At 54.5% G+C, this 25,562-nt stretch carries 17 protein-coding genes; 11 read left to right on the forward strand and 6 right to left on the reverse strand.

The genetic code is table 11. The features are described 5' to 3' along the window. Window positions 1–25: 25 nt before the first annotated feature. Together clpA and ACOTZC_RS00870 are read left to right on the forward strand one after the other, a co-directional pair. On the forward strand, window positions 26–2,305 hold the full coding sequence (clpA, locus tag ACOTZC_RS00865; protein ID WP_008499992.1) for an ATP-dependent Clp protease ATP-binding subunit ClpA: 2,280 nt from the start codon (window positions 26–28) through the stop codon (window positions 2,303–2,305). 484 nt (window positions 2,306–2,789) lie between these two features. Beyond that, window positions 2,790–3,227, forward strand: a complete 438-nt coding sequence (locus ACOTZC_RS00870) for a hypothetical protein (protein WP_126302807.1) — start codon at window positions 2,790–2,792, stop codon at window positions 3,225–3,227. A 146-nt stretch (window positions 3,228–3,373) separates the two neighbouring features. On the opposite strand, the gene ACOTZC_RS00875 is transcribed toward ACOTZC_RS00870, so the two are convergent. Further along, window positions 3,374–4,648, reverse strand: a complete 1,275-nt coding sequence (locus ACOTZC_RS00875) for an IS1 family transposase (protein ID WP_126811024.1) — start codon at window positions 4,646–4,648, stop codon at window positions 3,374–3,376. A gap of 121 nt (window positions 4,649–4,769) precedes the next feature. Here ACOTZC_RS00875 and ACOTZC_RS00880 point away from each other — a divergent pair, with 121 nt between their 5' ends. Together ACOTZC_RS00880 and ACOTZC_RS00885 are read left to right on the forward strand one after the other, a co-directional pair. Then, window positions 4,770–6,323 carry a bifunctional metallophosphatase/5'-nucleotidase gene (locus tag ACOTZC_RS00880; RefSeq protein WP_248193268.1) on the forward strand — a complete coding sequence of 518 codons (1,554 nt, stop codon included), beginning with the start codon at window positions 4,770–4,772 and terminating at the stop codon, window positions 6,321–6,323. 22 nt (window positions 6,324–6,345) lie between these two features. Continuing rightward, on the forward strand, window positions 6,346–7,872 hold the full coding sequence (locus ACOTZC_RS00885; protein ID WP_047173342.1) for an aryl-sulfate sulfotransferase: 1,527 nt from the start codon (window positions 6,346–6,348) through the stop codon (window positions 7,870–7,872). A 208-nt stretch (window positions 7,873–8,080) separates the two neighbouring features. On the opposite strand, the gene infA is transcribed toward ACOTZC_RS00885, so the two are convergent. The 5 genes from infA to trxB form a co-directional block, all read right to left on the reverse strand. Then, window positions 8,081–8,299, reverse strand: coding sequence for a translation initiation factor IF-1 (infA, locus tag ACOTZC_RS00890; protein ID WP_002211347.1), 219 nt, complete (start codon window positions 8,297–8,299; stop codon window positions 8,081–8,083). 284 nt (window positions 8,300–8,583) lie between these two features. Continuing rightward, the gene (aat, locus tag ACOTZC_RS00895) at window positions 8,584–9,288 is read right to left on the reverse strand and encodes a leucyl/phenylalanyl-tRNA--protein transferase (protein ID WP_126302804.1); all 705 of its coding nucleotides are present in this window, start codon (window positions 9,286–9,288) and stop codon (window positions 8,584–8,586) included. A gap of 45 nt (window positions 9,289–9,333) precedes the next feature. Continuing rightward, window positions 9,334–11,055, reverse strand: coding sequence for a heme ABC transporter ATP-binding protein/permease CydC (cydC, locus tag ACOTZC_RS00900; protein ID WP_248182550.1), 1,722 nt, complete (start codon window positions 11,053–11,055; stop codon window positions 9,334–9,336). Then, window positions 11,055–12,821: a heme ABC transporter permease/ATP-binding protein CydD gene (cydD, locus tag ACOTZC_RS00905; protein ID WP_348941848.1), complete on the reverse strand. Its 1,767-nt coding sequence runs from the start codon at window positions 12,819–12,821 to the stop codon at window positions 11,055–11,057. Before cydD ends, cydC begins: the two co-directional genes overlap by 1 nt. 114 nt (window positions 12,822–12,935) lie before the next feature. Next, a complete protein-coding gene (trxB, locus tag ACOTZC_RS00910) occupies window positions 12,936–13,904 on the reverse strand; it encodes a thioredoxin-disulfide reductase (protein WP_023616696.1) in 969 nt (322 codons plus the stop codon). Between the two features lie 544 nt (window positions 13,905–14,448). On the opposite strand from trxB, the gene lrp reads away from it, so the two are divergent. The 7 genes from lrp (at window position 14,449) to ACOTZC_RS00945 (ending at window position 25,561) form a co-directional block, all read left to right on the forward strand. Further along, complete coding sequence (lrp, locus tag ACOTZC_RS00915; RefSeq protein ID WP_000228469.1) at window positions 14,449–14,943, forward strand: leucine-responsive transcriptional regulator Lrp; 495 nt, start codon at window positions 14,449–14,451, stop codon at window positions 14,941–14,943. A gap of 135 nt (window positions 14,944–15,078) precedes the next feature. Next, window positions 15,079–18,795 (forward strand): DNA translocase FtsK, encoded by a 3,717-nt coding sequence (ftsK, locus tag ACOTZC_RS00920; RefSeq protein ID WP_248168961.1) that lies wholly within the window; start codon window positions 15,079–15,081, stop codon window positions 18,793–18,795. A gap of 128 nt (window positions 18,796–18,923) precedes the next feature. After that, window positions 18,924–19,538 (forward strand): outer membrane lipoprotein chaperone LolA, encoded by a 615-nt coding sequence (lolA, locus tag ACOTZC_RS00925; protein WP_023310983.1) that lies wholly within the window; start codon window positions 18,924–18,926, stop codon window positions 19,536–19,538. A gap of 9 nt (window positions 19,539–19,547) precedes the next feature. Beyond that, complete coding sequence (gene rarA, locus ACOTZC_RS00930) at window positions 19,548–20,891, forward strand: replication-associated recombination protein RarA (RefSeq protein WP_047173345.1); 1,344 nt, start codon at window positions 19,548–19,550, stop codon at window positions 20,889–20,891. Window positions 20,892–20,983: 92 nt separating this feature from the next. Next, on the forward strand, window positions 20,984–22,276 hold the full coding sequence (gene serS / locus ACOTZC_RS00935; protein ID WP_008499983.1) for a serine--tRNA ligase: 1,293 nt from the start codon (window positions 20,984–20,986) through the stop codon (window positions 22,274–22,276). Window positions 22,277–22,488: 212 nt separating this feature from the next. Further along, window positions 22,489–24,933, forward strand: a complete 2,445-nt coding sequence (dmsA, locus tag ACOTZC_RS00940; RefSeq protein WP_045404117.1) for a dimethylsulfoxide reductase subunit A — start codon at window positions 22,489–22,491, stop codon at window positions 24,931–24,933. 10 nt (window positions 24,934–24,943) lie between these two features. Beyond that, window positions 24,944–25,561: a DMSO/selenate family reductase complex B subunit gene (locus tag ACOTZC_RS00945; protein ID WP_021240882.1), complete on the forward strand. Its 618-nt coding sequence runs from the start codon at window positions 24,944–24,946 to the stop codon at window positions 25,559–25,561. The last annotated feature ends 1 nt before the right edge of the window (window position 25,562 follow it).

Consider the following 25,562-nt stretch of genomic DNA (forward strand, 5'->3'; position numbering starts at 1 on the left):
AGGCATAAAATTGGGGGAGGTGCCTATGCTCAATCAAGAACTGGAACTCAGTTTAAATATGGCTTTCGCCAGAGCGCGTGAGCACCGACATGAGTTTATGACCGTCGAGCATTTACTGCTCGCACTGCTTAGCAACCCATCTGCCCGCGAAGCGCTGGAAGCCTGCTCCGTGGATCTGGTGGCGCTACGTCAGGAACTCGAAGCCTTCATCGAACAAACCACACCGGTGCTGCCAGCCAGTGAAGAAGAGCGCGACACGCAGCCGACGCTCAGCTTCCAGCGCGTGCTGCAGCGCGCGGTATTCCACGTCCAGTCTTCCGGGCGTAGCGAAGTGACTGGCGCAAACGTCTTAGTCGCCATCTTCAGCGAGCAGGAGTCACAGGCTGCCTACCTGCTGCGCAAACACGAAGTCAGCCGCCTCGACGTGGTTAACTTTATTTCTCACGGAACGCGCAAAGACGAGCCTAACCAGGCATCGGATTCCAGCAATCAGGTCAATAACAATGAAGAGCAAGCAGGCGGGGAGGATCGTATGGAAAACTTCACCACCAACCTTAACCAGCTTGCTCGCGTTGGCGGTATCGACCCGCTGATTGGTCGCGATAAAGAGCTGGAGCGCGCGATCCAGGTGCTGTGCCGTCGCCGCAAGAACAACCCGCTGCTGGTGGGTGAGTCAGGCGTGGGTAAAACCGCGATTGCCGAAGGGCTTGCCTGGCGCATTGTCCAGGGGGACGTGCCGGAAGTGATTGCCGACTGCACCATCTACTCGCTGGATATCGGCTCGCTGCTGGCGGGCACTAAATACCGCGGTGATTTTGAAAAACGCTTCAAGGCGCTGTTAAAACAGCTGGAGCAGGACACCAACAGCATCCTGTTTATCGATGAGATCCACACCATCATCGGCGCAGGTGCGGCCTCCGGTGGCCAGGTGGATGCCGCGAACCTGATCAAACCGCTGCTCTCCAGCGGCAAGATCCGCGTGATTGGCTCCACGACCTACCAGGAGTTCAGCAACATCTTTGAGAAAGACCGTGCGCTGGCGCGCCGCTTCCAGAAAATCGACGTGACCGAGCCGTCCGTCGAGGAAACGGTGCAGATCATCAACGGCCTGAAGCCGAAGTACGAAGCGCACCACGACGTGCGTTACACCGCGAAAGCGGTCCGTGCGGCGGTGGAGCTGGCGGTGAAATACATCAACGACCGTCATCTGCCGGATAAGGCAATTGACGTGATTGATGAGGCGGGGGCGCGTGCGCGCCTGATGCCGGCCAGCAAGCGTAAGAAAACCGTTAACGTGGCGGATATCGAGTCCGTGGTGGCCCGCATCGCGCGTATCCCTGAGAAGAGCGTTTCTCAGAGCGACCGCGACACGCTGCGCACCCTCGGCAATCGCCTGAAAATGCTGGTCTTTGGTCAGGATAAAGCCATTGAGGCCTTAACCGAAGCGATCAAGATGGCCCGCGCCGGGCTGGGGCATGACCACAAGCCTGTCGGTTCCTTCCTGTTCGCTGGCCCAACCGGTGTGGGGAAAACCGAGGTGACGGTTCAGCTCTCCAAAGCGCTGGGCATTGAGCTGCTTCGCTTTGATATGTCCGAGTATATGGAGCGTCACACCGTCAGCCGTTTGATTGGTGCGCCTCCGGGCTACGTGGGCTTTGACCAGGGCGGCCTGCTCACCGACGCGGTGATCAAGCATCCGCACGCGGTCCTGCTGCTCGATGAAATCGAGAAAGCGCACCCGGACGTGTTCAACATCCTGCTGCAGGTGATGGACAACGGGACGCTGACCGACAACAACGGGCGCAAGGCGGACTTCCGCAACGTGGTGCTGGTGATGACCACCAACGCCGGCGTGCGTGAAACCGAGCGTAAATCCATCGGCCTGATCCACCAGGACAACAGCACCGATGCGATGGAGGAGATCAAGAAGATCTTCACGCCGGAGTTCCGTAACCGTCTGGACAACATTATCTGGTTCGATCACCTGTCTACCGAGGTGATCCATCAGGTGGTGGACAAGTTCATCGTCGAACTGCAGGTTCAGCTGGATCAGAAAGGCGTGTCGCTGGAAGTGAGCCAGGAGGCCCGCAACTGGCTGGCCGAGAAAGGCTACGACCGAGCGATGGGTGCCCGTCCGATGGCGCGCGTGATTCAGGACAACCTGAAGAAACCGCTGGCGAACGAGCTGCTGTTTGGCTCGCTGGTGGACGGCGGTCAGGTGACCGTGGCGCTGGATCAGGCGAAAAACGAACTGACGTACGATTTCCAGAGCGCGGCGAAGCACAAGCCGGAAGCGGCTCACTGAGTGAGTTGAACGTTAATGTTAAAAACCGGGCTTTTGCCCGGTTTTTTTATGCCTGCCAAGGTAAAAGCAAAACGACAACAGTGTTGTCGTTTTTAGTGTTTTCTCCCTCTCCCTGTGGGAGAGGGTTGGGGTGAGGGCAACAGACCGCAGAGGAATTTTGCGAGGCGCTTTCCAGTTTCCTTCGAAGTCAATTGCTGGATAAAACCACAGTAATAAAATGGCGTCGCACCTGCAAAATCAGGTGCCGGGATTGGCGTCCTGATTACACACGAGAAATGATGTTGATACGTCAACTATCATCAGGTTCGTTCACACTTTTGAAAGCTAGCGATATAATCGCAGACTCAATTATGGTGGGCTGAACCGGGGCTTCTTTTGAAGCGCCGATTTTCCCGTGTGGGTCGGTACGCCAAACCGGTTCAGTCTGCCGCCTGAGTTGGCGTTCGGGTGGAGATCTCATCATTTCACACGGAGTCATAATCAAATGGAACATAACAATCTTTCACCGCTTTATAGCGAACTCTCCCTCAACCCCGATCTCCCAACCCTTGCAGAGCGCTGCAAATTGCTCACCGAAATCCTCCTCGATTGCACATCACTCCCACAAACGCAGCCCATCTGTCGCTGCCTTGGGGCGTATCTGGAAGAAATGAAATCCGGCCTCACAGAGTCAATGCATGATTTTCAGGTGGTGGAATTTGAGGACGAAGCGGAACAACCGAGACAAAAAGAGTGGCTGCTTGAAGACACCGAAGCACAGTGTGATTACTGTCGGGCGTTAAACCACATACTGCTGGTATCGCATTTTGACCGCGATATGTTGCCGCACCTGACTGGGCTACTCCATAACATTACGCATTCGATGGCCGCAGATGTCGTTGCACCTCAAAGTGCAGAAACGGTAATTCACATTATTTCCTGACGTCGATCCGAGGCGTCGGGGGAGTTGCTCTGACGCCAAATGGATTAATTCTCGGAAAAGTGGGTGTTACAGGAAGACGTTAATAACTTTTGATGACACTAAAAAAAAGTGCAGTTCGCCGCCGTACAGCTCGCGTTATGTGGCCCTTAACTGCCTGAATTTTCCTTCATCTGTTGGTTATAAATACAGCCAAGACCCACTAAATGCTGGCTCACTACCCGTGCCCCATAGTTATGACACTGTAATGACCATGGATGGGATTTCAGCCAGACAGCAAACGCAGTGCAGTATGCAAGTGAAATCAACGCGGGCTCCGCTGTACTTTGCTGTCCGGTCAGTAGGCCAATCATCTTGCATACCTCGCCATTATCCCAACGCTGCCACACATTTTTCCACCATCCCATTTTCCAGCTACCTGTAAGGCAAAATGCTTTGTCAGAGAGGTTGGCCTTTTCATTCTTTTCAGATACAAACCAAAGATCGGTTTTTCCAAGTCGGACTTCTGTTGACCAGGCAGTTATAGCCCCGCCGCGCAAAACGCACTCATGGGCGAGATAATGATCGGTTACACCCGGGAAGCGTCGTTTTAATCGCTGGAAATGACTGTGTATGGTAATGACAGGACGGACTATGCTTCCCCGGTCGTTTCGCTTAAGCTCGGCACTACCGTACTGAATTTCATCAAATTGACTCCGTTTAAGAAATTGCATTTCTTGCTCCCGAATAAGATCGGTATCGCTCGACGGTAGTATCGAAGAAGGGAAAGACTTAGAACCCTGATAGAGCAATGAATCACCTGCCTTCCAGTCGCAATAGTTGGTTGTTATTTGAATAATTTTGCCGGAGTCAGCATCGGCACTGATCACAACATACAGTTTCTGCCTGGTTGAATGACCCTGAAACGGTATAACCATTGTGGTCGTTGACACCCTTGTTAGCGCAGGGAGTGAAACATGCAGATCGCGCTCGAACCCGTTAACCGCTTGCGCAAGCACCCTTTGGTTTGTCGTTTCACCAGAGTGCACCCCTTGTTCGAGCTGGGAAAGAAGGGTGATATTTTTATTCAGGCCTACAGCATTGTCATAGTGTGGAGTAAATACATAACGGCAGGTACAACATTGAAAGCGGGGTGTTCTGGCTTTTGTGTATCCATAGCGAATGATGTGCGCTGTAAAACAGCGGGGACAACCTTGTCCTGTATTTCCTAATTTTCGTTGCATGAATTGACTGAACCACTCGTCACATTCTTTTGTATTAAACAGTGGAGGAAGACTGCCACATTTTTGACATTCAAGTGCTGCGTAGCCCAGACGATAAACAGGAAAAACATAATCACTCGCATCTGGTATTCCGAGATTTGGACATGACCAGCTTTTGCAAACATTGAGATCTATTTTTTGAGCGGATTCCATGTGCTTCACCAACTGATTCTGTTAGTCGTAAATTTTCGCGTCTCCCTTTTCCATATGTCGTGAGAAGGTTCACAAAATCTGTTTTTTGCTAATCGATAATGAAATTCTTTCTTTAATTCGAGAGTTAAAAATGAAAAAAACAGTAATCGCGGTTTTATTACTATCGGGATATGCTTCGCTAAGTCCAGCGCAGGACGTTACCGTCATTTATACCAATGACCTGCATGCACATGTTGAGCCCTATAAACTCCCTTATGTTGCAGAAGGTAAAAGAGCTGTCGGTGGCTTCGCAAATATTGCGACTTACGTTAAGCAAGAAAAGCAAAAAAATAAGGCTACTTTTTATTTCGATGCTGGAGATTACTTTACCGGTCCATACATTAGCAGCCTGACAAAAGGGCGGGCAATCATAGATATTATGAATACAATGTCATTTGATGCTGCGTCTGTCGGCAATCATGAGTTCGACCATGGTTGGGATAATACGCTGATACAGCTCAGTCAGGCTAAATTCCCGATACTGTTAGGTAACGTGTTTTATAAAAATAGCAATGTCCTTTTCTGGAATAAGCCGTATACAATCCTTGAAAAGGGTGGCGTTAAAATTGGGGTCATTGGGTTGCATGGCGTATTCGCTTTCGATGATACCGTTTCATCGTCAATGCGTCAGGGTATTGAAGCGCGTGACGAGGTGAAATATCTCCAGCGTTATTTGGATGAACTACGTGGAAAAGTAGATATAACCGTTGCACTCATTCATGAAGGTTTCCCTGCACGCCAGTCCAGTATCGGCAATACTGATGTCAAACGTGCCCTTGATAAGGATATCCAGGCGGCGAAACAGGTGAAAGGACTGGATATTCTGATTACCGGACATGCGCATGTTGGGACGCCGGAGCCGCTTAAAGTAGATAACACGCTGGTGCTTTCGACTGATAGTGGTGGGATTGATATTGGTAAACTGGTCCTGGATGTGGATCTAAAAAAACATCACAACAAAATAAAAAGCTTCGAACTTAAAACCCTTTACGCTGATGAATGGAAACCCGATCCGGCAACTCAGAGTGTTATTGATAGCTGGAATAAAAAGCTCTCCGAAACGGTTCGCCAAAAAGTTGGAGAGACGCCTGTTACGCTTACGCGCGCCTACGGGGAATCATCTTCGCTGGGCAATTTATTTACCGATGCAATGCTTGCTGCTGCGCCTGATGCGCAACTGGCGCTCACTAATTCAGGTGGTCTGCGTGCTGATTTGAATGCCGGTCCGATAACCCTCGGCGATGTTATTAGCGCGTTCCCGTTTCCAAATGAGCTAACCATAATGGATTTGAAAGGGAAATCCTTACGAAATCTTATGGAGCACAGTGCATCACTCACTAACGGTGTTTTGCAGATGTCGAAAGGACTGGAGATGCGCTACGACCAACATAAACCTGTCGGGCAACGCGTTGTGCTACTTACGCTTAATGGCAAGCCAATTGTAGACTCTGATACCTATCGCGTAGCGACAAATAGTTTCCTTGCCCCTGGTGGTGATGGCTTTACTGCATTCATTGATGGTCAGAACAAACAGGTAAAAGGTGGATATAACCTTTCCAATGCGGTTATTGATTATCTGGTGAAAGGAAATAAGATCATTCCCCAACAGGTGAATGAGATGCGAGTAAAAGAAGTTACACAGTAATAATTAACAACAGGTGAATAATATGGCAATTACCTATCTTGGAATGGATCTCGCTCCTGCTAACAACCAGCTTGCGGTCTATCTGAAGTTTATAATTGATGAAGAGGCAACATATTCCTATACGGTTCTGGGAAGATCGACTAGCACGACAAGTTTAGATTTTACGTATTCTTCAAGTGACATTATCACTTTACCTGAGATAAAAGTTCCAGTTATTGGGCTGTACGCAAACTACCTTAACCAAGTGCAGGTTATCTTTAAAAACCTTAGCGGAGTGGAAATTTTTAATCAAATCATCCAAGTAAGCACACAGGAACAACTCTACCGCGATGGGACAATTTTCCATATCGATATTGAGCAAACGGATCCCGCTAACTTCACGACCGTATGGGGAAACAGTTGGTTAATGACAACCAATTGTGATGGCTACGACCGGAACGGCGATCTTCGCTGCTATTATGCTCAGCCCTACCGTAACCAGATGCTAAAAACGCATAAAGGTTATTTCTATATCGGCAGTGATGAAGATGAACATTGGTATGGGCGACGCTTTTTCAAAATCGATATTTTGGGCAACGAGATTCTGGAATTTGATTTACGTGACCGCGATGGCAACCGCTATGCTAACACCCACGATCTGATCTGGGATTCAGCTGGTAATCTCTTCATGATTGGTAATGATAACCCGGACCGTTCTACCAATACTATGCGACAGGATGCATCAATATTAAAATTTGATGAAAAGACAGGCGTGTTGCTGTGGGCAAAAAATTACACTCGTGCTTTTGATAATACGAAGATCCTGAATAATAGTCCCACAAACGATGCTCACCTTAACTCGCTTTCCTGGATCCCCGCGGGTGAGGCAAATGCTGAAGCGATTGTTGTTCATACTCGCTCTGCAGGCCTGACGTTTGGTATTTCTCCTGCCGATGGTAAGATGCTGTGGAGTATTAATACAGGGGGGTTTAACAGTAATTTCGCTGCAGGACAGGGCGTTACGCAGATAGATACTTCCGGTATAGCGGATTTTGAAAATGGTGCTCATACCGTATTTGTCACTAAAAATAGCGCTTTTGCTGGGTTAAGCAATGAGACTGAAGGGAAATTTGTTCTTTCGCTATTTGATAATCGCTCCTGCGTCGATAATGAAGGCAATGCAGTTACTCGAGATATTACGCTTGATTCAACGGCTGTTTTTTACAAAACCGATCCTGCGAGAGTCGTTTTCTATGCTGTTGATCTCGTCGCCAATACAGCAACTCAGGCTCACGAAAGTTTCGAGTTACCTTCCGATCGTGTTCCTCAAGTCACTGATTTTATGGGGGCAGCAATAGATTATGGTGACTACTATGGCATCTACACCAACCATGCGCGCTCTTTCTTTATCAGCGATGTGACAGGCCATATTATTGCCACAATCTACGATTTGATTTGCTCGCTGGATGGCTATCCAGAGTTCCCTGGCGAATGCTATCGGGCAAGGTTGTTTGCAAAAGACGAGCTTGATGCTTTGATAAATATAGGTTATCAGGTGGCAAACGGCTGATAGCATAGCCAGACACAGCCATTAAAAGGGCATTGCGGCTGCTAATGTCGGTCACTTACAGTGGCTGGCCTTGCTGTCGACCAGACAGCCTGACGCTGAAACGAACGGCTGAATAATTGTTCAAATAATCACCTGCAGCACAAAAAAAGTAAGGCCGGGAAAATCCCGGCCTTATTTAATATTCATCTGCCATTACAGGCGAAAACAATTAGCGACTACGGAAGACAATGCGGCCTTTGCTCAGGTCGTACGGGGTCAGTTCAACAGTCACTTTGTCGCCCGTCAAAATGCGGATGTAGTTTTTGCGCATTTTACCGGAGATGTGCGCAGTTACCACGTGACCGTTTTCCAGCTCTACGCGAAACATGGTATTAGGCAACGTATCAAGTACGGTACCCTGCATTTCAATATTGTCTTCTTTGGCCATCTAATCCTCTGGGGTATCACTACCAAGTTTTGAACCGGCAAGATAATGCCGAAATTCATCAATTAAGTAAAGAATTGCGCGATTAAAACGCAGCAAAACAGTTTCGGCGCATTGCCCAAGCGTCACGGTACAACCGAACAGGAAGCGCATTCGTAAAGGGGAGACAACAGGATAAACGTCAGGACGTTATCTGAAGCGAGGGTCCCAAACGGCGGCGGGGCAACAGGCAGAAGCTACTCTGCGGCATAATTATAACACCCTCACAAAAAATATGCGGAAAACATTTAGGCATTGGGCATAAAGAGCGTTCTCGGTATCCAGAAGTCGCGCGGAAGCTTCTCCTGACGGCTGGCATCCAGATGCTCGATATACTGGCGTCGCGGGATTTCAACAGCCCCCAGGGAGGCCGTGTGCTCGTTGAGCACCTGACAATCGATCAGGCGTCCGCCGCGCTGGGCAAACGCCTCGCAGAAGACCAGCAGCGCGGTTTTCGAGGCGTTAACCGCACGAGAGAACATCGACTCGCCGCAAAACAGCGTCCCCTGCGCCACGCCGTACATGCCGCCGACGAGTGCTCCGCCTTCCCACACCTCGATGGAGTGGGCGTAGCCAAGCTCATGGAGCTGGAGGTAGGCGGTAATGATATCGCGGGTTATCCATGTCCCTTCATAGCGGTCTTCGGCACAGCCTTCAATGACCTGACCAAAGGCGTGATTGAGGGTGACGCGGTAGGGTGATTTCGCATGGAAACGCTTCATGCTGCGGCTCGCGTGAAACTGCGCTGGCCACAGCACGGCACGCGGATCGGGGGACCACCATAAAATCGGATCGCCGGGGGAAAACCAGGGGAATATACCGCGCTGGTACGCCATTAATAGTCGAGCGGGACTGAGGTCACCGCCGAGGGCCAGCAGCCCGTTGGGCTCACGCAGCGCCCCTTCCGGAGAAGGGAACGCGATGTTATGACGAGAAAGCTGGACCAGGCGCATGACAGCAAAACTCCAGTACGCGAGTGAGGACGCTACAAATATAGTCTACAGACGCTGTTTAAACTGGTAGTAGCGACCCTGTTTCGCCAACAGCTCTGCGTGACTACCTTGCTCAATAATGTGTCCGTTGTCCATCACAATTATCCGATCAAAACTCGCCAGTCCGCGCAGGCGGTGTGTGACCATCAGCACGGTTTTGCCTGTCATGGCATTCGCCAGTAAATCAAGGATTTGGCTTTCGGTTGTGGCATCCAGCCCTTCGGTGGGTTCGTCGAGCAGCATCAGCGGCGCATCGTGCAGCAGCGCGCGCGCAATAGCCAGACGGCGCAGTTCACCGCCCGAGAGCTGACGGCCGCCTTCGCCCAGCCAGCTGTTCAGCCCGTCGTCCTCAAGCAGTTTTTGCAGCCCGACCTGCTCCAGCACGGCGCGAAGCGCATCATCAGAGGCCTCTGGCGCGGCCAGCAGCAGGTTATCGCGCAGGGTGGCGCTAAACAGATGCACGCGCTGCGGAACGACGCTCACCGTCTTGCGCAGGGCCTGCTCGCTGAAATCGGTCAGCAACGTGTTATTAAAACGAATATGGCCGCGCTGCGGATCCCAGGCGCGGGTCAGCAACTGCAGCAGCGTCGATTTACCGCAGCCTGTACGGCCGAGGATCGCCATCCGCTGACCTGCGTTAACAGAAAGGTTGATACCGTCCAGCGCGTTCTGCGCCTGTTTGTCATAGGCGAAGGTGACATCTTCAAGCGTCAGCGCAACCTGCTCTGGTACCGCGGTCTGCCCGGCACTGAACGTGACTTCAGGCTCCTGCTCGGCAATCTGCGTGATGCGCAGGGCAGAGGCGATCACCTGGCCCAGATGCTGGAAGGCGCCCGTTACCGGGGCTAGCGCCTCAAACGCCGCCAGCGCGCAGAAGACGAAAAGGGCAATAAGTGGACCCGGCTGTGAATTCCCCCCGACATCGCCGGAAGCCAGCCACAGCATGGCAATCACCGCCACGCCGCCGATTAACATCATCAGCGCCTGAGAGAAGGCCGTCAGCTCCGACTGGCGGCGCTGGGCCTCATGCCAGTTAAGCTCCGTACTTTCCATCCGCGCACGGTAGCGCTTGCTGGCGCCAAAAATCGTCAGCTCTGCTTGCCCCTGAAGCCAGGAGGTGAGCTGCTGGCGGTAGTCTCCGCGCAGGCGCGTCAGGTTTTCCCCGGTCGATTTCCCGGCGCGGTAAAACAGCGGCGGCAGAATGATGAGCGTCAGCAGCATGATCCCGCCCAGCGTCAGCGCAACGGAAACATCCAGAACAGACAGCCCCAGCGTGACAACCACAATCACCACAAACGCGCCCACGATCGGGGAAATCACGCGCAGGTAAAGGTGATCCAGCGTGTCGACATCCGCAACAACACGGTTAAGTAATTCACCCTGACGAAAACGCGCCAGCCCGGCAGGGGAGAGGGGCAGCAGTTTGCTGAAGGTGTAGATGCGCAGGTGCTGCAGCACGCGGAAAGTGGCGTCGTGGCTGACCAGCCGTTCGAAATAGCGTCCGGCAGTCCGCGTGATGGCGGTACCGCGAACACCGGCTGCCGGGAGCATATAGTTGAAGCTGTATAAACCGGCAAAGCCCGCGACGGCCGAGGCTGACAGGAACCAGCCGGAAAGGGTGAGCAGGCCAATGCTGGCGAGCAGCGTGACAATCGCCAGCACAATCCCCAGCGTCAGCATCCATTTGTGGCGTTTATAGAGCGCAAGATAAGGCAGCAGAGCACGCATCAGATGTCCTCCTGACGGTTCGCCAGCAGGGCGGCAAACGGTCCCTGCGCGGCAACGAGAGAGGCGTAATCGCCTTGCTCAACAATACGGCCGTTCTCCATGACCCAGATCTGGTCCCAGTCGGCAATCCCCTCCAGCTGATGGGTGACCATCAGGGTGGTTTGCTGCCGGGAGGCGGCGTTCAGGGCCTCCATTACGCGCTGTTCGCTGTGGGCGTCCAGGCTGGCGGCGGGCTCATCCAGCAGCATCAGCTGGCATGGATTAAGCAGCGCGCGGGCAACGGCTACGCGCTGCGCCTGTCCGACCGACAGCCCGGCGGACTGATCGCCGACAACGGTATCTACCCCCTGCGGAAGCAGCGGCAGAAACTCGCTGACCCAGGCGCGATCGAGCACCGATTGCAGTTCATCTTCACGCGCGTCCGGGCGCGCCAGCAGGACGTTTTCACGCAGCGTAGAGGCGGGAAGCTGGGGGTTTTGTCCTACCCAGCTGAGCTGTTTACGCCAGGCGTCTGGATCGAGGTTGCGCAGTTCGGTTTTGTTGATCCGCAGTGAACCCGTGTAGGCCATAAAGCCGGACAGCGCATTCAGCAGAGAACTTTTACCGGAACCGCTGGTGCCGACGAGCACCACCCGTTGTCCGGCAGGTAAGGTAAAATTCAGCGGACCCGCGAGCACTTTGCCTTCCGGTGACAGAATGGAAAAGTCCTGTGCTTCGATGGTCACGGGGTCTTTAGCATTCAGCGTCACGTCACCGCGCTCCGGGTGAGCCAGCAGCGTTTCCAGGAACGTTTTCAGGCTATCGGCTGCGCCAACCGCCTGCGCTTTGGCGTGATAGAAGGTCCCCAGATCGCGGAGCGGCTGGAAAAATTCCGGGGCCAGGATCAGCGCCAGGAAGCCGGCAGAAAGGGTCACCGCCGTGCCGTAATGGCCGAAATCCAGCGCGCCAAGGTAGGAGAAGCCAAAGTAGACCGCCACGAGGGCAATCGACAGCGAGGTAAAGAATTCCAGTACGCCGGAGGATAAGAAGGCAAGGCGTAACACTTCCATGGTGCGCTGACGAAAGTCCTGCGATGCCCGGCGAATATTTTCGGTTTCCGCTTCACCGCGGCCAAAAATGCGTAACGTCTCCATGCCGCGCAGACGATCGAGGAAATGACCGCTCAGGCGACCCAGTGCCAGGAAGTTACGGCGGTTGGCATCCGCTGCCCCCATGCCGACCAGCGCCATAAACAGCGGGATCAGCGGGGCGGTGCCCATCAGAATCAGCGCAGCCATCCAGTTCAGCGGGAAGATGGCGATCACGATCAGCAGCGGAACGAAGACGGCAAGGGCCATTTGCGGCAGATAGCGCGCATAGTAGTCGTGCATATCGTCAATCTGCTCAAGGATCAGCGTCGCCCAGCTACCGGCCGGTTTACCCTGGATCCACGCGGGTCCCGCTTCCTGAAGACGATCGAGCACCTGACGGCGGATCTCGTAGCGGATGTGCTGTCCGGCGTGAAAACCGACGCGCTCACGCAGCCACACCACCCAGGCGCGCAGGATAAAAATCAGGATCAGGACAATAAAAGGCAGCAACAGCGCTTCGCGCGGGATGTTCTCCATGATCATGTGATTAAGAATGCGGGCCAGCAGCCATGCCTGGGCAACAATCAACAGACCGCTAACGAACCCCAGGAGACGGGAAATCGTAAGCCAGCGGCGGGAAATAACGCTTTGCTGTTTCAGCCAGCGTGTTAACTCTTGTTGACGGGTTTTTTCCATTGCGTACTTTGCAGGTGACGTTATTAGAAATTGGGCAGCGCAATGTTACAACGGGGAGACAATAAAGGCGACTTATCGCCGCCTTTATTTACGTTTGTTACTGACTTGTAAAGATTATTTACCTTGTTCAGCCAGTCCATCGAGGTAGCGCTCAGCGTCCAGCGCGGCCATACAGCCGGTGCCAGCAGAGGTAATCGCCTGACGATAAATATGGTCCATCACGTCGCCAGCCGCGAACACGCCCGGGATGCTGGTCTGGGTCGCGTTACCGTGAATGCCGGACTGCACTTTGATGTAGCCATTTTCCAGCTCCAGCTGACCGTCGAAGATCGCGGTGTTCGGGCTGTGACCGATCGCCACAAACAGACCCGCCACTTCAAGCGTTTCGACGTTGTCAGTGTTCTGGGTATCACGGATACGCAGACCGGCAACGCCCATCTGGTCGCCCGTCACCTCTTCCAGGGTACGGTTGGTATGCAGCACGATGTTGCCGCTGGCCACTTTATCCATCAGGCGTTTGATCAGGATCTTCTCCGCGCGGAAGGTTTCGCGACGGTGGATCAGGTGCACTTCAGAGGCAATGTTCGCCAGGTAGAGCGCTTCTTCTACGGCGGTGTTGCCGCCGCCGATGACCGCGACTTTCTGATTGCGGTAGAAGAAACCGTCACAGGTTGCGCAGGCAGAGACGCCGCGACCTTTGAACGCTTCTTCGGATGGCAGACCGAGATAACGGGCAGAGGCGCCGGTGGCAACGATCAGCGCGTCACAGGTGTATTCGCCGCTGTCGCCCGTCAGGCGGAACGGACGGTTCTGCAGATCGACCTTATTGATGTGGTCGAACAGAATTTCAGTTTCGAATTTAGCGGCATGCTCGTGCATACGTTCCATCAGCAGCGGCCCGGTCAGGTCGTTCGGGTCCCCTGGCCAGTTTTCCACTTCGGTGGTGGTGGTCAGCTGACCGCCTTTTTCCATTCCGGTGATGAGTACCGGGTGCAGGTTAGCGCGTGCAGCATAGACCGCTGCGGTATATCCCGCAGGTCCAGAACCAAGGATTAGCAGCTTACTGTGTTTGGCCGTGCCCATGAGATCCCCATTGTTGTTGGCAGACATTTGGCTGGATTGTAGGGAATTTGTTGTCGTAAAAAAAGAGCGCAGCAATTTTGATATCAATCTGTGTAATAGCCACGGACGATGAGTGGCGCGCTATAACATCACGCTTTCGCCTGAAAACCGGTCGTTTGTAAGGCAATAAAATGAGGATTAATACCCTGCCGTAATGAATATCCGGCATGTTGTACTAAAAAACGATGTTTTGCTTTGACAATCCCCTGCGCTTTTGCGAAAACATTCAAGGAAGAAAAAAAACCGCGTTAACCGTATGCCGCATAGGCATGCACGTAAATGCCATTTTTACCGGGTCAGTGAAATCTACGCATGGCGTGGACAGACGCCATACGTGATGTCGGTGACTGCCTTCGGGCAACGGTCTTCTTACCAACAGAACCCGAATCCGCATCGCGTCTAATACAAAACCAGGCGATGTGATGACTAACGGGTACAGGCTCTGAACAGTGATGTGCACAGGGTCCAGGCAGGAGTAGGGAAGGAATACAGAGAGACAATAATAATGGTAGATAGCAAGAAGCGCCCTGGCAAAGATCTCGACCGTATCGATCGTAACATTCTTAATGAATTGCAAAAGGATGGGCGTATTTCCAACGTCGAGCTTTCAAAACGTGTGGGACTTTCCCCGACGCCGTGCCTTGAGCGTGTGCGCCGACTGGAAAGACAGGGTTTCATTCAGGGCTATACTGCTCTGCTGAACCCGCATTATCTGGATGCCTCACTTCTGGTATTTGTTGAGATTACTCTGAATCGTGGTGCGCCGGATGTGTTTGAGCAATTTAACGCCGCTGTACAAAAACTTGAAGAAATTCAAGAGTGTCATCTGGTATCCGGTGATTTCGACTACCTGTTGAAAACCCGTGTGCCTGATATGTCCGCCTACCGTAAGCTGCTGGGGGAAACCCTGCTGCGTCTGCCAGGCGTGAACGACACCCGTACGTATGTGGTGATGGAAGAGGTCAAACAGAGCAATCGTCTGGTTATTAAGACGCGCTAACACGGAACAGGTGCAAAATCAGCGTAGTTTGATTACACTCCTGTTAATCCATACAGCAACAGTGCCGGGGAGTCCCGGCGCTGTTGTCCGTTTTAGCAAAAAGGCAGGATATGCCTGATACCTGGAGAGCCTTTTTTGAGCCAGGAATACACTGAAGACAAAGAAGTCACACTATCGAAGCTAAGCAGCGGACGTCGTCTCCTCGAGGCTTTGCTGATTGTTATTGCCCTTTTTGCCGTCTGGCTGATGGCAGCCTTACTCAGTTTCAACCCTTCAGATCCCAGCTGGTCACAAACTGCATGGCATGAGCCTATCCATAATTTAGGCGGTGTCCCCGGTGCCTGGCTTGCGGACACGCTGTTTTTCATTTTCGGTGTGATGGCCTACACCCTTCCCGTTATTATCATTGGCGGATGCTGGTTTGCGTGGCGTCATCGTCAGAACGATGATTACATCGACTATTTTGCCGTGTCGCTGCGCCTGATTGGCGCGCTGGCGCTGATCCTCACCTCGTGCGGGCTGGCGGCAATCAATGCGGATGATATCTGGTACTTCGCCTCTGGCGGGGTGATCGGCAGTTTACTCAGTTCTGCGCTGCAGCCGATGCTGCACAGCAGCGGTGGCACGCTGGCGCTGCTGTGTATCTGGGCGGCCGGGCTGACGTTGTTCACCGGCTGGTCCTGGGTGAGCATTGCCGAGAAAATCGGCAGTTTTATCCTCACCATTCTGACCTTCGCCAGCAACCGTACCCGCCGTGACGATACGTGGGTTGATGAAGACGAATACGAAGATGAAGAGGAAGATGACGCGCCTGTGCAGCGTCGCGAGTCTCGTCGTGCGCGTATTCTGCGCGGCGCGCTAGCCCGTCGTCAGCGTGTTGCTGAGAAATTTGCCAACCCGCTGGGTCGTAAAACCGATGCGGCTCTCTTCTCCGGTAAGCGCATGGATGAAGACGAGCAGGTGGCGTATCGCGCTGCAGGTATCGCCGTCGATCCTGACGATGTGCTCTTCTCCGGCAGCCGGGCCACTCCGGGTGACTTCGACGAATACGATCCGCTGTTAAATGGTCATTCGGTTACCGAGCCGGTTGCGGCCGCCGCAGCCGCGACGACCGCTGCGCAGGTGTATGCCGCGCCTGTCGACGCCGTGATGCCATCCGCGCCGGTTTCGCCGCCGGAATCCGTTATTCAGCAGCCTCAGGTTGACTGGCAGACTGCGCCAGGCGTTCACACGCCGGAGCCGGTTATCGCGCCTGAACCTGAAAGCTACATTCCTGTGCAGCAGGAGCAGTGGCAGCAGCCTTATCAGCCGCCGCAGCCTGCGTATGAACCGCAAGATTACCCGCACTATGAACAGCCTGTGGCCCAACCTTATCAGGAGTATGTGCCTGAGCCGGTTGAACCTGTTCAGCCTTATGTAGAGCCGCAGCCTGAAGCTGAAATAGTGGAAGAGGTAAAACCCTCTCGTCCACCGATGTACTATTTTGAAGAAGTTGAAGAGCGTCGCGCGCGTGAACGCGAGCAGCTGGCGGCCTGGTACCAGCCTGTGCCTGAACCGGTGCAGGAGCCGGTGACGAAAGCGCCTTCTGTTTCCGTTCCACCGATCGACCCGACGCCTGCAGTCGCACCCGTAGCGGAAAGCGTGAAGCAGGCTACCGCGGCCGCTGCCGTAGCTGCACCTGTCTTTAGCCTGGCGACAGGGGGCACGCCACGTCCTCAGGTGAAGGAGGGGATTGGTCCGCAACTGCCTCGCCCTAACCGCGTTCGTGTACCCACCCGTCGTGAGCTTGCCTCTTATGGCATCAAGCTGCCTTCCCAGCGTATGGCCGAAGAGAAAGCGCGCGAGCCTGAGTACGAAGACGACGCCGATGAAATGCAGCAGGACGAGCTGGCCCGTCAGTTCGCCGCGCAGCAGAATCAGCGCTACGGTGATGAATACCAGCACGATGAACCGGTGCTGGAAGACGAAGAGGACGCGGCTGAAGCAGAACTGGCGCGCCAGTTTGCGGCCACTCAACAGCAGCGCTATTCCGGTGAGCAACCGGCTGGCGCAAATCCGTTCTCGCTGTCTGATTTTGAATTCTCGCCGATGAAGGATCTGGTGGATGATGGCCCGAGCGAGCCGTTATTTACCCCGAGCGTGATGCCTGAAGCGGAGCCTGTGCGCCAGCAGCCAGCAACACAGGCCTACGCGCAGCCGCATCAGCCTGTTCAGCAGCCGTATGCGCAGCAGCATCAACCTGTTCAGCAGCCGCAGCCGAAGCAGCCGCCACAGCCACCGCAGTTCCAGCAGACTGCGCCTCAGCCGCAGGAAAGTCTGATTCACCCGCTGCTGATGCGTAACGGTGACAGCCGTCCGCTGCAGCGTCCAAGCACGCCGCTGCCGTCTCTGGATCTGTTAACGCCGCCGCCGTCAGAAGTGGAGCCGGTCGATACCTTCGCGCTGGAGCAGATGGCGCGTCTGGTGGAAGCTCGTCTGGCTGACTTCCGCATCAAGGCGGACGTGGTGAACTACTCGCCGGGTCCGGTGATCACCCGGTTTGAACTGAACCTGGCACCCGGCGTTAAAGCCGCGCGTATTTCCAACCTGTCCCGCGACCTGGCGCGTTCTCTGTCGACCGTGGCGGTGCGTGTGGTGGAAGTGATACCGGGTAAACCTTACGTTGGTCTTGAGCTGCCGAACAAGAAACGTCAGACCGTCTACCTGCGCGAAGTGCTGGATAACACCAAATTCCGCGATAACCCCTCTCCGCTGACGGTGGTGCTGGGTAAAGATATCGCTGGCGATCCGGTCGTTGCGGATCTTGCCAAAATGCCTCACCTGCTGGTAGCGGGTACTACCGGTTCCGGTAAGTCTGTCGGTGTGAACGCCATGATCCTCAGCATGCTCTATAAAGCGCAGCCGGAAGATGTGCGTTTCATCATGATCGACCCGAAAATGCTCGAACTTTCGGTCTACGAAGGCATCCCGCATCTGCTGACCGAAGTGGTCACCGACATGAAAGACGCCGCCAACGCCCTGCGCTGGAGCGTCAATGAGATGGAACGCCGCTACAAGCTGATGTCTGCGTTAGGCGTGCGTAACCTGGCCGGTTATAACGAGAAAATCGCCCAGGCTGTGCGCATGGGGCGTCCGATCCCGGATCCTTACTGGAAGCCGGGTGACAGCATGGATGCTCAGCATCCGGTGCTGGAAAAGCTGCCTTATATCGTCGTGCTGGTTGATGAATTCGCTGACCTTATGATGACCGTCGGTAAGAAAGTAGAAGAGTTGATTGCCCGTCTGGCGCAGAAAGCGCGTGCGGCCGGTATTCACCTTGTGCTGGCGACCCAGCGTCCTTCCGTGGACGTTATCACCGGTCTTATCAAAGCGAACATTCCGACGCGTATCGCCTTTACCGTATCCAGTAAAATTGACTCCCGTACCATTCTTGACCAGGGCGGCGCAGAGTCGCTGCTGGGTATGGGTGACATGCTCTATTCAGGCCCGAACTCCACCTCTCCGGTGCGCGTTCACGGTGCGTTCGTCCGCGATGAGGAAGTACACGCCGTCGTGCAGGACTGGAAAGCGCGCGGTCGTCCGCAATATGTTGACGGCATCACCAGCGATACGGAAAGCGAAGGCGGCGGCGGTGGCTTCGACGGCGGCGAAGAGCTGGATCCGTTATTCGATCAGGCGGTTAACTTCGTTACCGAAAAACGCAAAGCGTCAATCTCTGGCGTGCAGCGCCAGTTCCGAATTGGCTATAACCGCGCAGCGCGTATCATCGAGCAGATGGAAGCGCAGGGCATTGTGAGCGAGCAGGGGCATAACGGTAACCGCGAGGTGCTGGCACCGCCGCCGTTTGATTAGCCTTCAGCGATTGCAAAGAAGGGTAAATCAGCCAAAATTAAGCATTTTCTTCTGTCGCCTGCCTTCGGGCAGGTCCAGAATAGAAGACGGAAACCCCATATCGGGAAGACGTATTTTAAGGAATAACAATGAAAAAAATCGCCATCGCCTGTGCATTACTCACCAGTTTTGTCGCCAGCAGCGTCTGGGCTGATGCGGCCAGCGACCTTAAAAGCCGACTGGATAAAGTAAGCAGCTTCCACGCCAGCTTCACGCAAAAAGTGACGGACGGCAGCGGCAACGCGGTGCAGGAAGGTCAGGGAGATTTGTGGGTAAAACGCCCGAATCTGTTCAACTGGCACATGACCCAGCCGGATGAAAGCATCCTGGTCTCTGACGGTAAAACCTTATGGTTCTTCAACCCGTTCGTTGAGCAGGCAACGGCGACCTGGCTGAAAGATGCCACCAGCAATACGCCGTTTATGCTGATTGCTCGTAACCAGTCCAGCGACTGGCAGCAGTACAATATTAAACAGACGGGTGACGAGTTTGTCCTGACGCCGAAAGGCAGCAACGGCAACCTGAAGCAGTTCACCATTAACGTAAGCACCAACGGTACGATTAATCAGTTCGGCGCGGTTGAGCAGGACGATCAGCGCAGCAGCTACCAGCTCAAGTCTCAGCAGAACGGCGCCGTTGATGCTTCGAAATTCACCTTTACCCCGCCGCAGGGCGTAACGGTGGACGACCAACGCAATAAGTAAGAGGCATGAGTGGGCAATCTGTCGCTCGATTTTTCAGATAACGCGTTTCAACCTCTGGCCGCCCGTATGCGGCCAGAAAATTTAGCGCAGTACATCGGCCAGCAGCATCTGCTGGCTGCCGGTAAGCCATTGCCGCGCGCCATTGAGTCGGGGCATCTTCACTCCATGATCCTCTGGGGACCCCCTGGCACCGGCAAGACTACGCTTGCAGAAGTGATCGCCCGCTATGCCAACGCGGACGTTGAACGTATCTCGGCGGTCACCTCCGGCGTGAAAGAGATCCGTGAGGCGATCGAGCGTGCGCGGCAGAACCGCAATGCCGGGCGGCGCACCATCCTCTTCGTGGACGAAGTCCACCGCTTCAACAAGAGCCAGCAGGATGCCTTCCTGCCGCATATTGAAGACGGCACGATCTTCTTCATCGGTGCGACCACCGAAAACCCGTCGTTTGAACTGAACTCGGCGCTACTTTCCCGCGCGCGCGTTTACCTGCTCAAATCGCTCACCACCGATGATATCGAAAAGGTTCTCACCCAGGCGATGGACGACAAAGCGCGCGGCTACGGCGGACAGGATATCGTTCTGCCTGACGACACGCGTCGTGCAATTGCCGAGCTGGTCAACGGCGATGCGCGTCGTGCGCTGAATACGCTGGAAATGATGGCCGATATGGCCGAAATCGACGATGCAGGGAAGCGGGTGCTGAAACCGGAACTGCTCACCGAAATTGCGGGGGAGCGCAGCGCGCGTTTCGATAACAAAGGCGACCGTTTTTACGACCTGATCTCGGCGCTGCATAAGTCCGTGCGCGGCAGCGCGCCGGATGCGGCGCTTTACTGGTACGCGCGTATTATCACTGCGGGCGGCGATCCGTTATATGTCGCGCGTCGCTGTCTGGCGATTGCGTCAGAAGATGTCGGCAATGCCGATCCTCGCGCCATGCAGGTTGCACTGTCGGCCTGGGATTGCTTCACCCGCGTTGGGCCCGCGGAAGGCGAACGAGCCATTGCGCAGGCAATTGTCTATCTGGCCTGTGCGCCGAAAAGTAATGCGGTTTATACCGCGTTTAAAGCGGCGATGTCCGATGCGCGTGAACGTCCGGACTACGATGTGCCGGTTCACCTGCGTAACGCGCCGACCAAACTGATGAAAGAGATGGGATATGGGCAGGAGTATCGTTACGCTCATGATGAACCCAATGCCTACGCTGCCGGGGAGGAATATTTCCCGCAGGAGATGGCACAAACGCGCTATTATCACCCCACAAACAGAGGTCTTGAAGGCAAGATTGGTGAAAAGCTCACCTGGCTCGCCGGACAGGATCAAAATAGCCCTATAAAACGCTACCGTTAGTTCAATCGTTGCGGTAATGTTGGCAATGTATCCTTGTGGCCGCAGGCTGTGGTCACATTTTCCTATTTTAATTCGATAAGCACAGGATAAGCATGCTCGATCCCAATCTGCTGCGTAATGAGCCAGACGCAGTCGCTGAAAAACTGGCACGCCGGGGCTTTAAGCTGGATGTAGATAAGCTGCGCGCTCTCGAAGAGCGTCGTAAAGTTCTGCAGGTACAAACTGAAAATCTGCAGGCAGAGCGTAACTCTCGATCGAAATCCATCGGCCAGGCGAAAGCGCGCGGGGAAGATATTGAGCCATTACGCCTGGAAGTGAACAAACTGGGTGAAGAACTGGATCAGGCAAAAGCTGAGCTGGACGTTCTTCAGGCCGAGATTCGTGATATTGCCCTGGCTATCCCGAATATTCCTGACGACAGCGTGCCTGTCGGCAAAGATGAAAACGACAACGTTGAAGTGAAACGCTGGGGTACACCTCGTGAGTTTGACTTCGAAGTGCGCGATCACGTGACGCTGGGCGAAATGCACGCGGGGCTGGACTTTGCGGCAGCGGTTAAGCTGACCGGCTCCCGTTTTGTGGTGATGAAAGGCCAGATTGCCCATCTGCACCGCGCGCTGGCGCAGTTCATGCTGGATCTGCACACCGAGCAGCATGGCTACAGCGAAACCTACGTGCCGTATCTGGTCAACCACGATACGCTGTACGGTACGGGCCAGCTGCCGAAATTTGCCGGCGATCTGTTCCATACCCGTCCGCTGGACGAGGAAGCAGACAGCAGCAACTACGCGCTGATCCCAACCGCTGAAGTGCCGCTGACTAACCTCGTGCGTGATGAGATAATCGATGAAGACGACCTGCCAATTAAGCTGACGGCACACTCTCCGTGCTTCCGTTCTGAAGCAGGTTCTTACGGTCGCGACACGCGCGGTCTGATCCGTATGCACCAGTTCGACAAAGTTGAGATGGTGCAGATCGTCCGTCCTGAAGAGTCCATGGACGCGCTGGAAGAGATGACCGGTCACGCTGAGAAAGTGCTGGAGCTGCTGGGCCTGCCGTATCGTCGTATGGCCCTGTGCACCGGTGATATGGGCTTTGGCGCCTGCAAAACCTTCGATCTTGAAGTGTGGGTGCCTGCGCAAAACACCTACCGTGAAATCTCCTCCTGCTCTAACGTCTGGGATTTCCAGGCGCGTCGTATGCAGGCACGCTGCCGCAGCAAATCTGACAAGAAAACCCGTCTGGTGCATACCCTGAACGGTTCTGGTCTGGCTGTGGGCCGTACGCTGGTTGCCGTGCTGGAAAACTATCAGCAGGCAGATGGTCGTATTGAGATCCCTGAAGTGTTGCGTCCATACATGAAAGGCCAGCAGTACATTGGCTAATTCTTTGCCTCACAACAAAAAAGCGCCTTTAGGCGCTTTTTTTATGCCGCGGAATTGATACGACGCAATACCCCCTCCCTCTAAAGTAGTAATACTCCTCCGAATGAAAGTCAGCATAAAAAGCTGATTACGTAGAAATTCGTTGTATATAAAACTAAATAGCGGTTTTGCGCCGCCACTCTTTTCTTTGTGAGCAACCAAAGTGAGTCTCTATGAAAATCAACGCGCCTGAAGCATTAATGGCTGCCGAGGTCACTCGCCGTGGGTTGATGAAAACCACGGCAATAGGCGGCCTGGCCGTAGCCAGCAGCGCTTTCACGCTCCCTTTTACCCGACTGGCCTCAGCGGCGGATGCATTATCCCCAGCTTCAGCTCCGGAAAAAGTGGTGTGGAGTGCCTGTACCGTTAACTGCGGTAGCCGTTGTCCGCTGCGTATGCACGTGGTGGATGGCGAAATTAAATATGTCGAAACCGACAATACCGGGGACGATAACTATGAAGGGTTACATCAGGTTCGCGCCTGCTTGCGCGGCCGCTCCATGCGTCGTCGCGTGTATAATCCGGACCGCCTGAAATATCCGATGAAGCGCGTCGGTAAGCGTGGGGAAGGGAAGTTCGAGCGGATTAGCTGGGATGAAGCCTACGACATTATCGCCACCAATATGCAGCGCCTTATCAAAGAGTACGGCAACGAATCCATCTACCTGAACTACGGCACCGGGACGCTCGGCGGTACGCTGACCCGCTCCTGGCCACCGGGTAAAACGCTGGTGGCACGCCTGATGAACTGCTGCGGCGGTTATCTCAATCACTATGGTGACTACTCATCGGCGCAGATTGCTGCGGGACTCAACTACACCTACGGCGGCTGGGCGGACGGCAACAGCCCGTCTGATATCGAAAACAGTAAGCTGGTGGTGTTGTTCGGTAATAACCCGGGCGAAACCCGCATGAGCGGCGGCGGGGTAACCTATTACCTTGAACAGGCCCGCGCCAAATCCAATGCCCGCATGATCATCATCGACCCACGCTATACCGATACCGGCGCCGGACGTGAAGACGAGTGGATCCCAATCCGTCCGGGTACCGATGCAGCGCTGGTCTCCGCGCTGGCGTGGGTGATGATCACCGAAAACCTCGTCGATCAGCCTTTCCTGGATAAATACTGCGTCGGCTATGACGAGAAAACCCTGCCAGCCAGCGCGCCTGCTAACGGTCATTACAAAGCCTATATTCTCGGGCAGGGCAGCGACGGCGTGGCGAAAACGCCCGAGTGGGCGTCCACCATCACCGGTATTCCGGCCGAGCGTATCGTTCAGCTGGCGCGTGAGATTGGCTCGGCCAAACCGGCCTACATTAGCCAGGGCTGGGGACCGCAGCGCCATGCGAACGGCGAAATCGCGACCCGTGCGATCTCCATGCTCTCCATTCTGACCGGCAACGTCGGTATTCACGGCGGTAACACCGGCGCGCGTGAAGGCTCGTATGAAGTGCCGTTTGAACGTATGCCGACGCTGGATAACCCTGTTCAGACCAGCATCTCCATGTTTATGTGGACCGATGCGATCGAACGTGGTCCTGAAATGACCGCCCTGCGCGACGGCGTGCGCGGCAAGGACAAGCTGGACGTGCCGATCAAGATGATCTGGAACTATGCCGGTAACTGTCTCATCAACCAGCACTCCGAAATCAACCGCACCCATGAAATCCTGCAGGATGATAAGAAGTGCGAGATGATTGTGGTGATCGACTGCCACATGACCTCCTCGGCGAAATATGCCGATATCCTGCTGCCGGACTGCACCGCCTCTGAGCAGATGGATTTCGCGCTGGACGCCTCCTGCGGCAACATGTCCTACGTGATCTTCACCGATCAGGCGATCAAACCGCGCTTCGAGTGCAAAACCATTTATGAGATGACCTCTGAGCTGGCGAAACGTCTTGGCGTTGAGCAGCAGTTTACCGAGGGACGTACACAGGAAGGGTGGATGCGTCATCTGCATGAACTCTCCCGTAAGGCGGTCCCTGACCTGCCGGATTTCGATACCTTCCGCAAGCAGGGTATGTACAAACAGCGCGATCCGGAAGGGCACCACGTGGCTTACAAAGCGTTCCGTGAAGATCCGCAGGCGAATCCGCTGACCACGCCGTCGGGCAAAATCGAAATCTACTCCGAAGAGCTGGCAAAAATCGCGTCGACCTGGGAGCTGCCGGAAGGGGACGTTATCGATCCGCTGCCGATCTACACGCCAGGTTTCGAAAACTACAACGATCCGCTGACGGCGAAATTCCCGCTGCAGCTGACCGGTTTCCACTACAAAGCGCGCGTGCACTCCACCTACGGTAACGTCGACGTACTCAAGGCCGCCTGCCGTCAGGAGATGTGGATCAACCCGATGGATGCCAAAGCGCGAGGCATCAGCAATGGCGATCGCGTGCGTATCTTCAACGGTCGCGGCGAGGTGCACATTGAAGCTAAGGTGACGCCGCGCATGATGCCAGGCGTAGTGGCGCTGGGAGAAGGGGCCTGGTACAGCCCTGATGCCAACCGTATCGACCAGGCGGGCAGTATTAACGTACTGACCACGCAGCGTCCGTCGCCGCTGGCGAAGGGCAACCCATCCCACACAAACCTTGTCCAGGTTGAAAAGGTTTAAGGAGTAGCCGATGACAACCCAGTATGGATTTTTTATCGATTCCAGCCGTTGCACCGGGTGCAAAACCTGCGAGCTGGCCTGTAAAGATTACAAAGACCTGACTCCTGACGTCAGCTTCCGCCGCATCTACGAATACGCCGGGGGCGACTGGCAGGAAGATAACGGCGTCTGGCATCAGAACGTCTTTGCCTATTACCTGTCGATTGCCTGCAACCACTGTGAAGATCCGGCCTGCACCAAGGTCTGCCCGAGCGGGGCAATGCACAAGCGTGAAGACGGCTTTGTGGTGGTGGATGAAGATGTCTGTATCGGCTGCCGGTACTGCCACATGGCGTGCCCGTACGGTGCGCCGCAGTACAACGCCGCCAAAGGTCATATGACAAAATGCGACGGTTGCCACACCCGCGTGGCGGATGGCAAAAAGCCGATTTGCGTTGAGTCCTGCCCGCTGCGCGCGCTGGACTTCGGCCCGATTGAAGAGCTGCGTCAAAAACACGGTCAGCTTGCCGCAGTGGCACCGCTGCCGTCTGCGCACTTCACGAAGCCGAGCATTGTGATTAAACCTAACGCCAACAGCCGTCCTACAGGTGACACTACCGGCTACCTGGCAAATCCGAAGGAGGTGTGAG

This window comes from Enterobacter cloacae complex sp. SHL009 (assembly GCF_049237205.1).
GTDB lineage: Bacteria > Pseudomonadota > Gammaproteobacteria > Enterobacterales > Enterobacteriaceae > Enterobacter > Enterobacter cloacae_M.

Excerpts from the sequence above, each read along its gene's own strand:
- clpA (WP_008499992.1), top strand. The coding sequence starts at position 26 with ATGCTCAATCAAGAACTGGAACTCAGTTTAAATATGGCTTTCGCCAGA.
- ACOTZC_RS00870 (WP_126302807.1), top strand. The coding sequence starts at position 2,790 with ATGGAACATAACAATCTTTCACCGCTTTATAGCGAACTCTCCCTCAAC.
- ACOTZC_RS00880 (WP_248193268.1), top strand. The coding sequence starts at position 4,770 with ATGAAAAAAACAGTAATCGCGGTTTTATTACTATCGGGATATGCTTCG.
- ACOTZC_RS00885 (WP_047173342.1), top strand. The coding sequence starts at position 6,346 with ATGGCAATTACCTATCTTGGAATGGATCTCGCTCCTGCTAACAACCAG.
- infA (WP_002211347.1), bottom strand. The coding sequence starts at position 8,299 with ATGGCCAAAGAAGACAATATTGAAATGCAGGGTACCGTACTTGATACG.
- aat (WP_126302804.1), bottom strand. The coding sequence starts at position 9,288 with ATGCGCCTGGTCCAGCTTTCTCGTCATAACATCGCGTTCCCTTCTCCG.
- cydC (WP_248182550.1), bottom strand. The coding sequence starts at position 11,055 with ATGCGTGCTCTGCTGCCTTATCTTGCGCTCTATAAACGCCACAAATGG.
- cydD (WP_348941848.1), bottom strand. The coding sequence starts at position 12,821 with ATGGAAAAAACCCGTCAACAAGAGTTAACACGCTGGCTGAAACAGCAA.
- trxB (WP_023616696.1), bottom strand. The coding sequence starts at position 13,904 with ATGGGCACGGCCAAACACAGTAAGCTGCTAATCCTTGGTTCTGGACCT.
- lrp (WP_000228469.1), top strand. The coding sequence starts at position 14,449 with ATGGTAGATAGCAAGAAGCGCCCTGGCAAAGATCTCGACCGTATCGAT.
- lolA (WP_023310983.1), top strand. The coding sequence starts at position 18,924 with ATGAAAAAAATCGCCATCGCCTGTGCATTACTCACCAGTTTTGTCGCC.
- serS (WP_008499983.1), top strand. The coding sequence starts at position 20,984 with ATGCTCGATCCCAATCTGCTGCGTAATGAGCCAGACGCAGTCGCTGAA.
- dmsA (WP_045404117.1), top strand. The coding sequence starts at position 22,489 with ATGAAAATCAACGCGCCTGAAGCATTAATGGCTGCCGAGGTCACTCGC.
- ACOTZC_RS00945 (WP_021240882.1), top strand. The coding sequence starts at position 24,944 with ATGACAACCCAGTATGGATTTTTTATCGATTCCAGCCGTTGCACCGGG.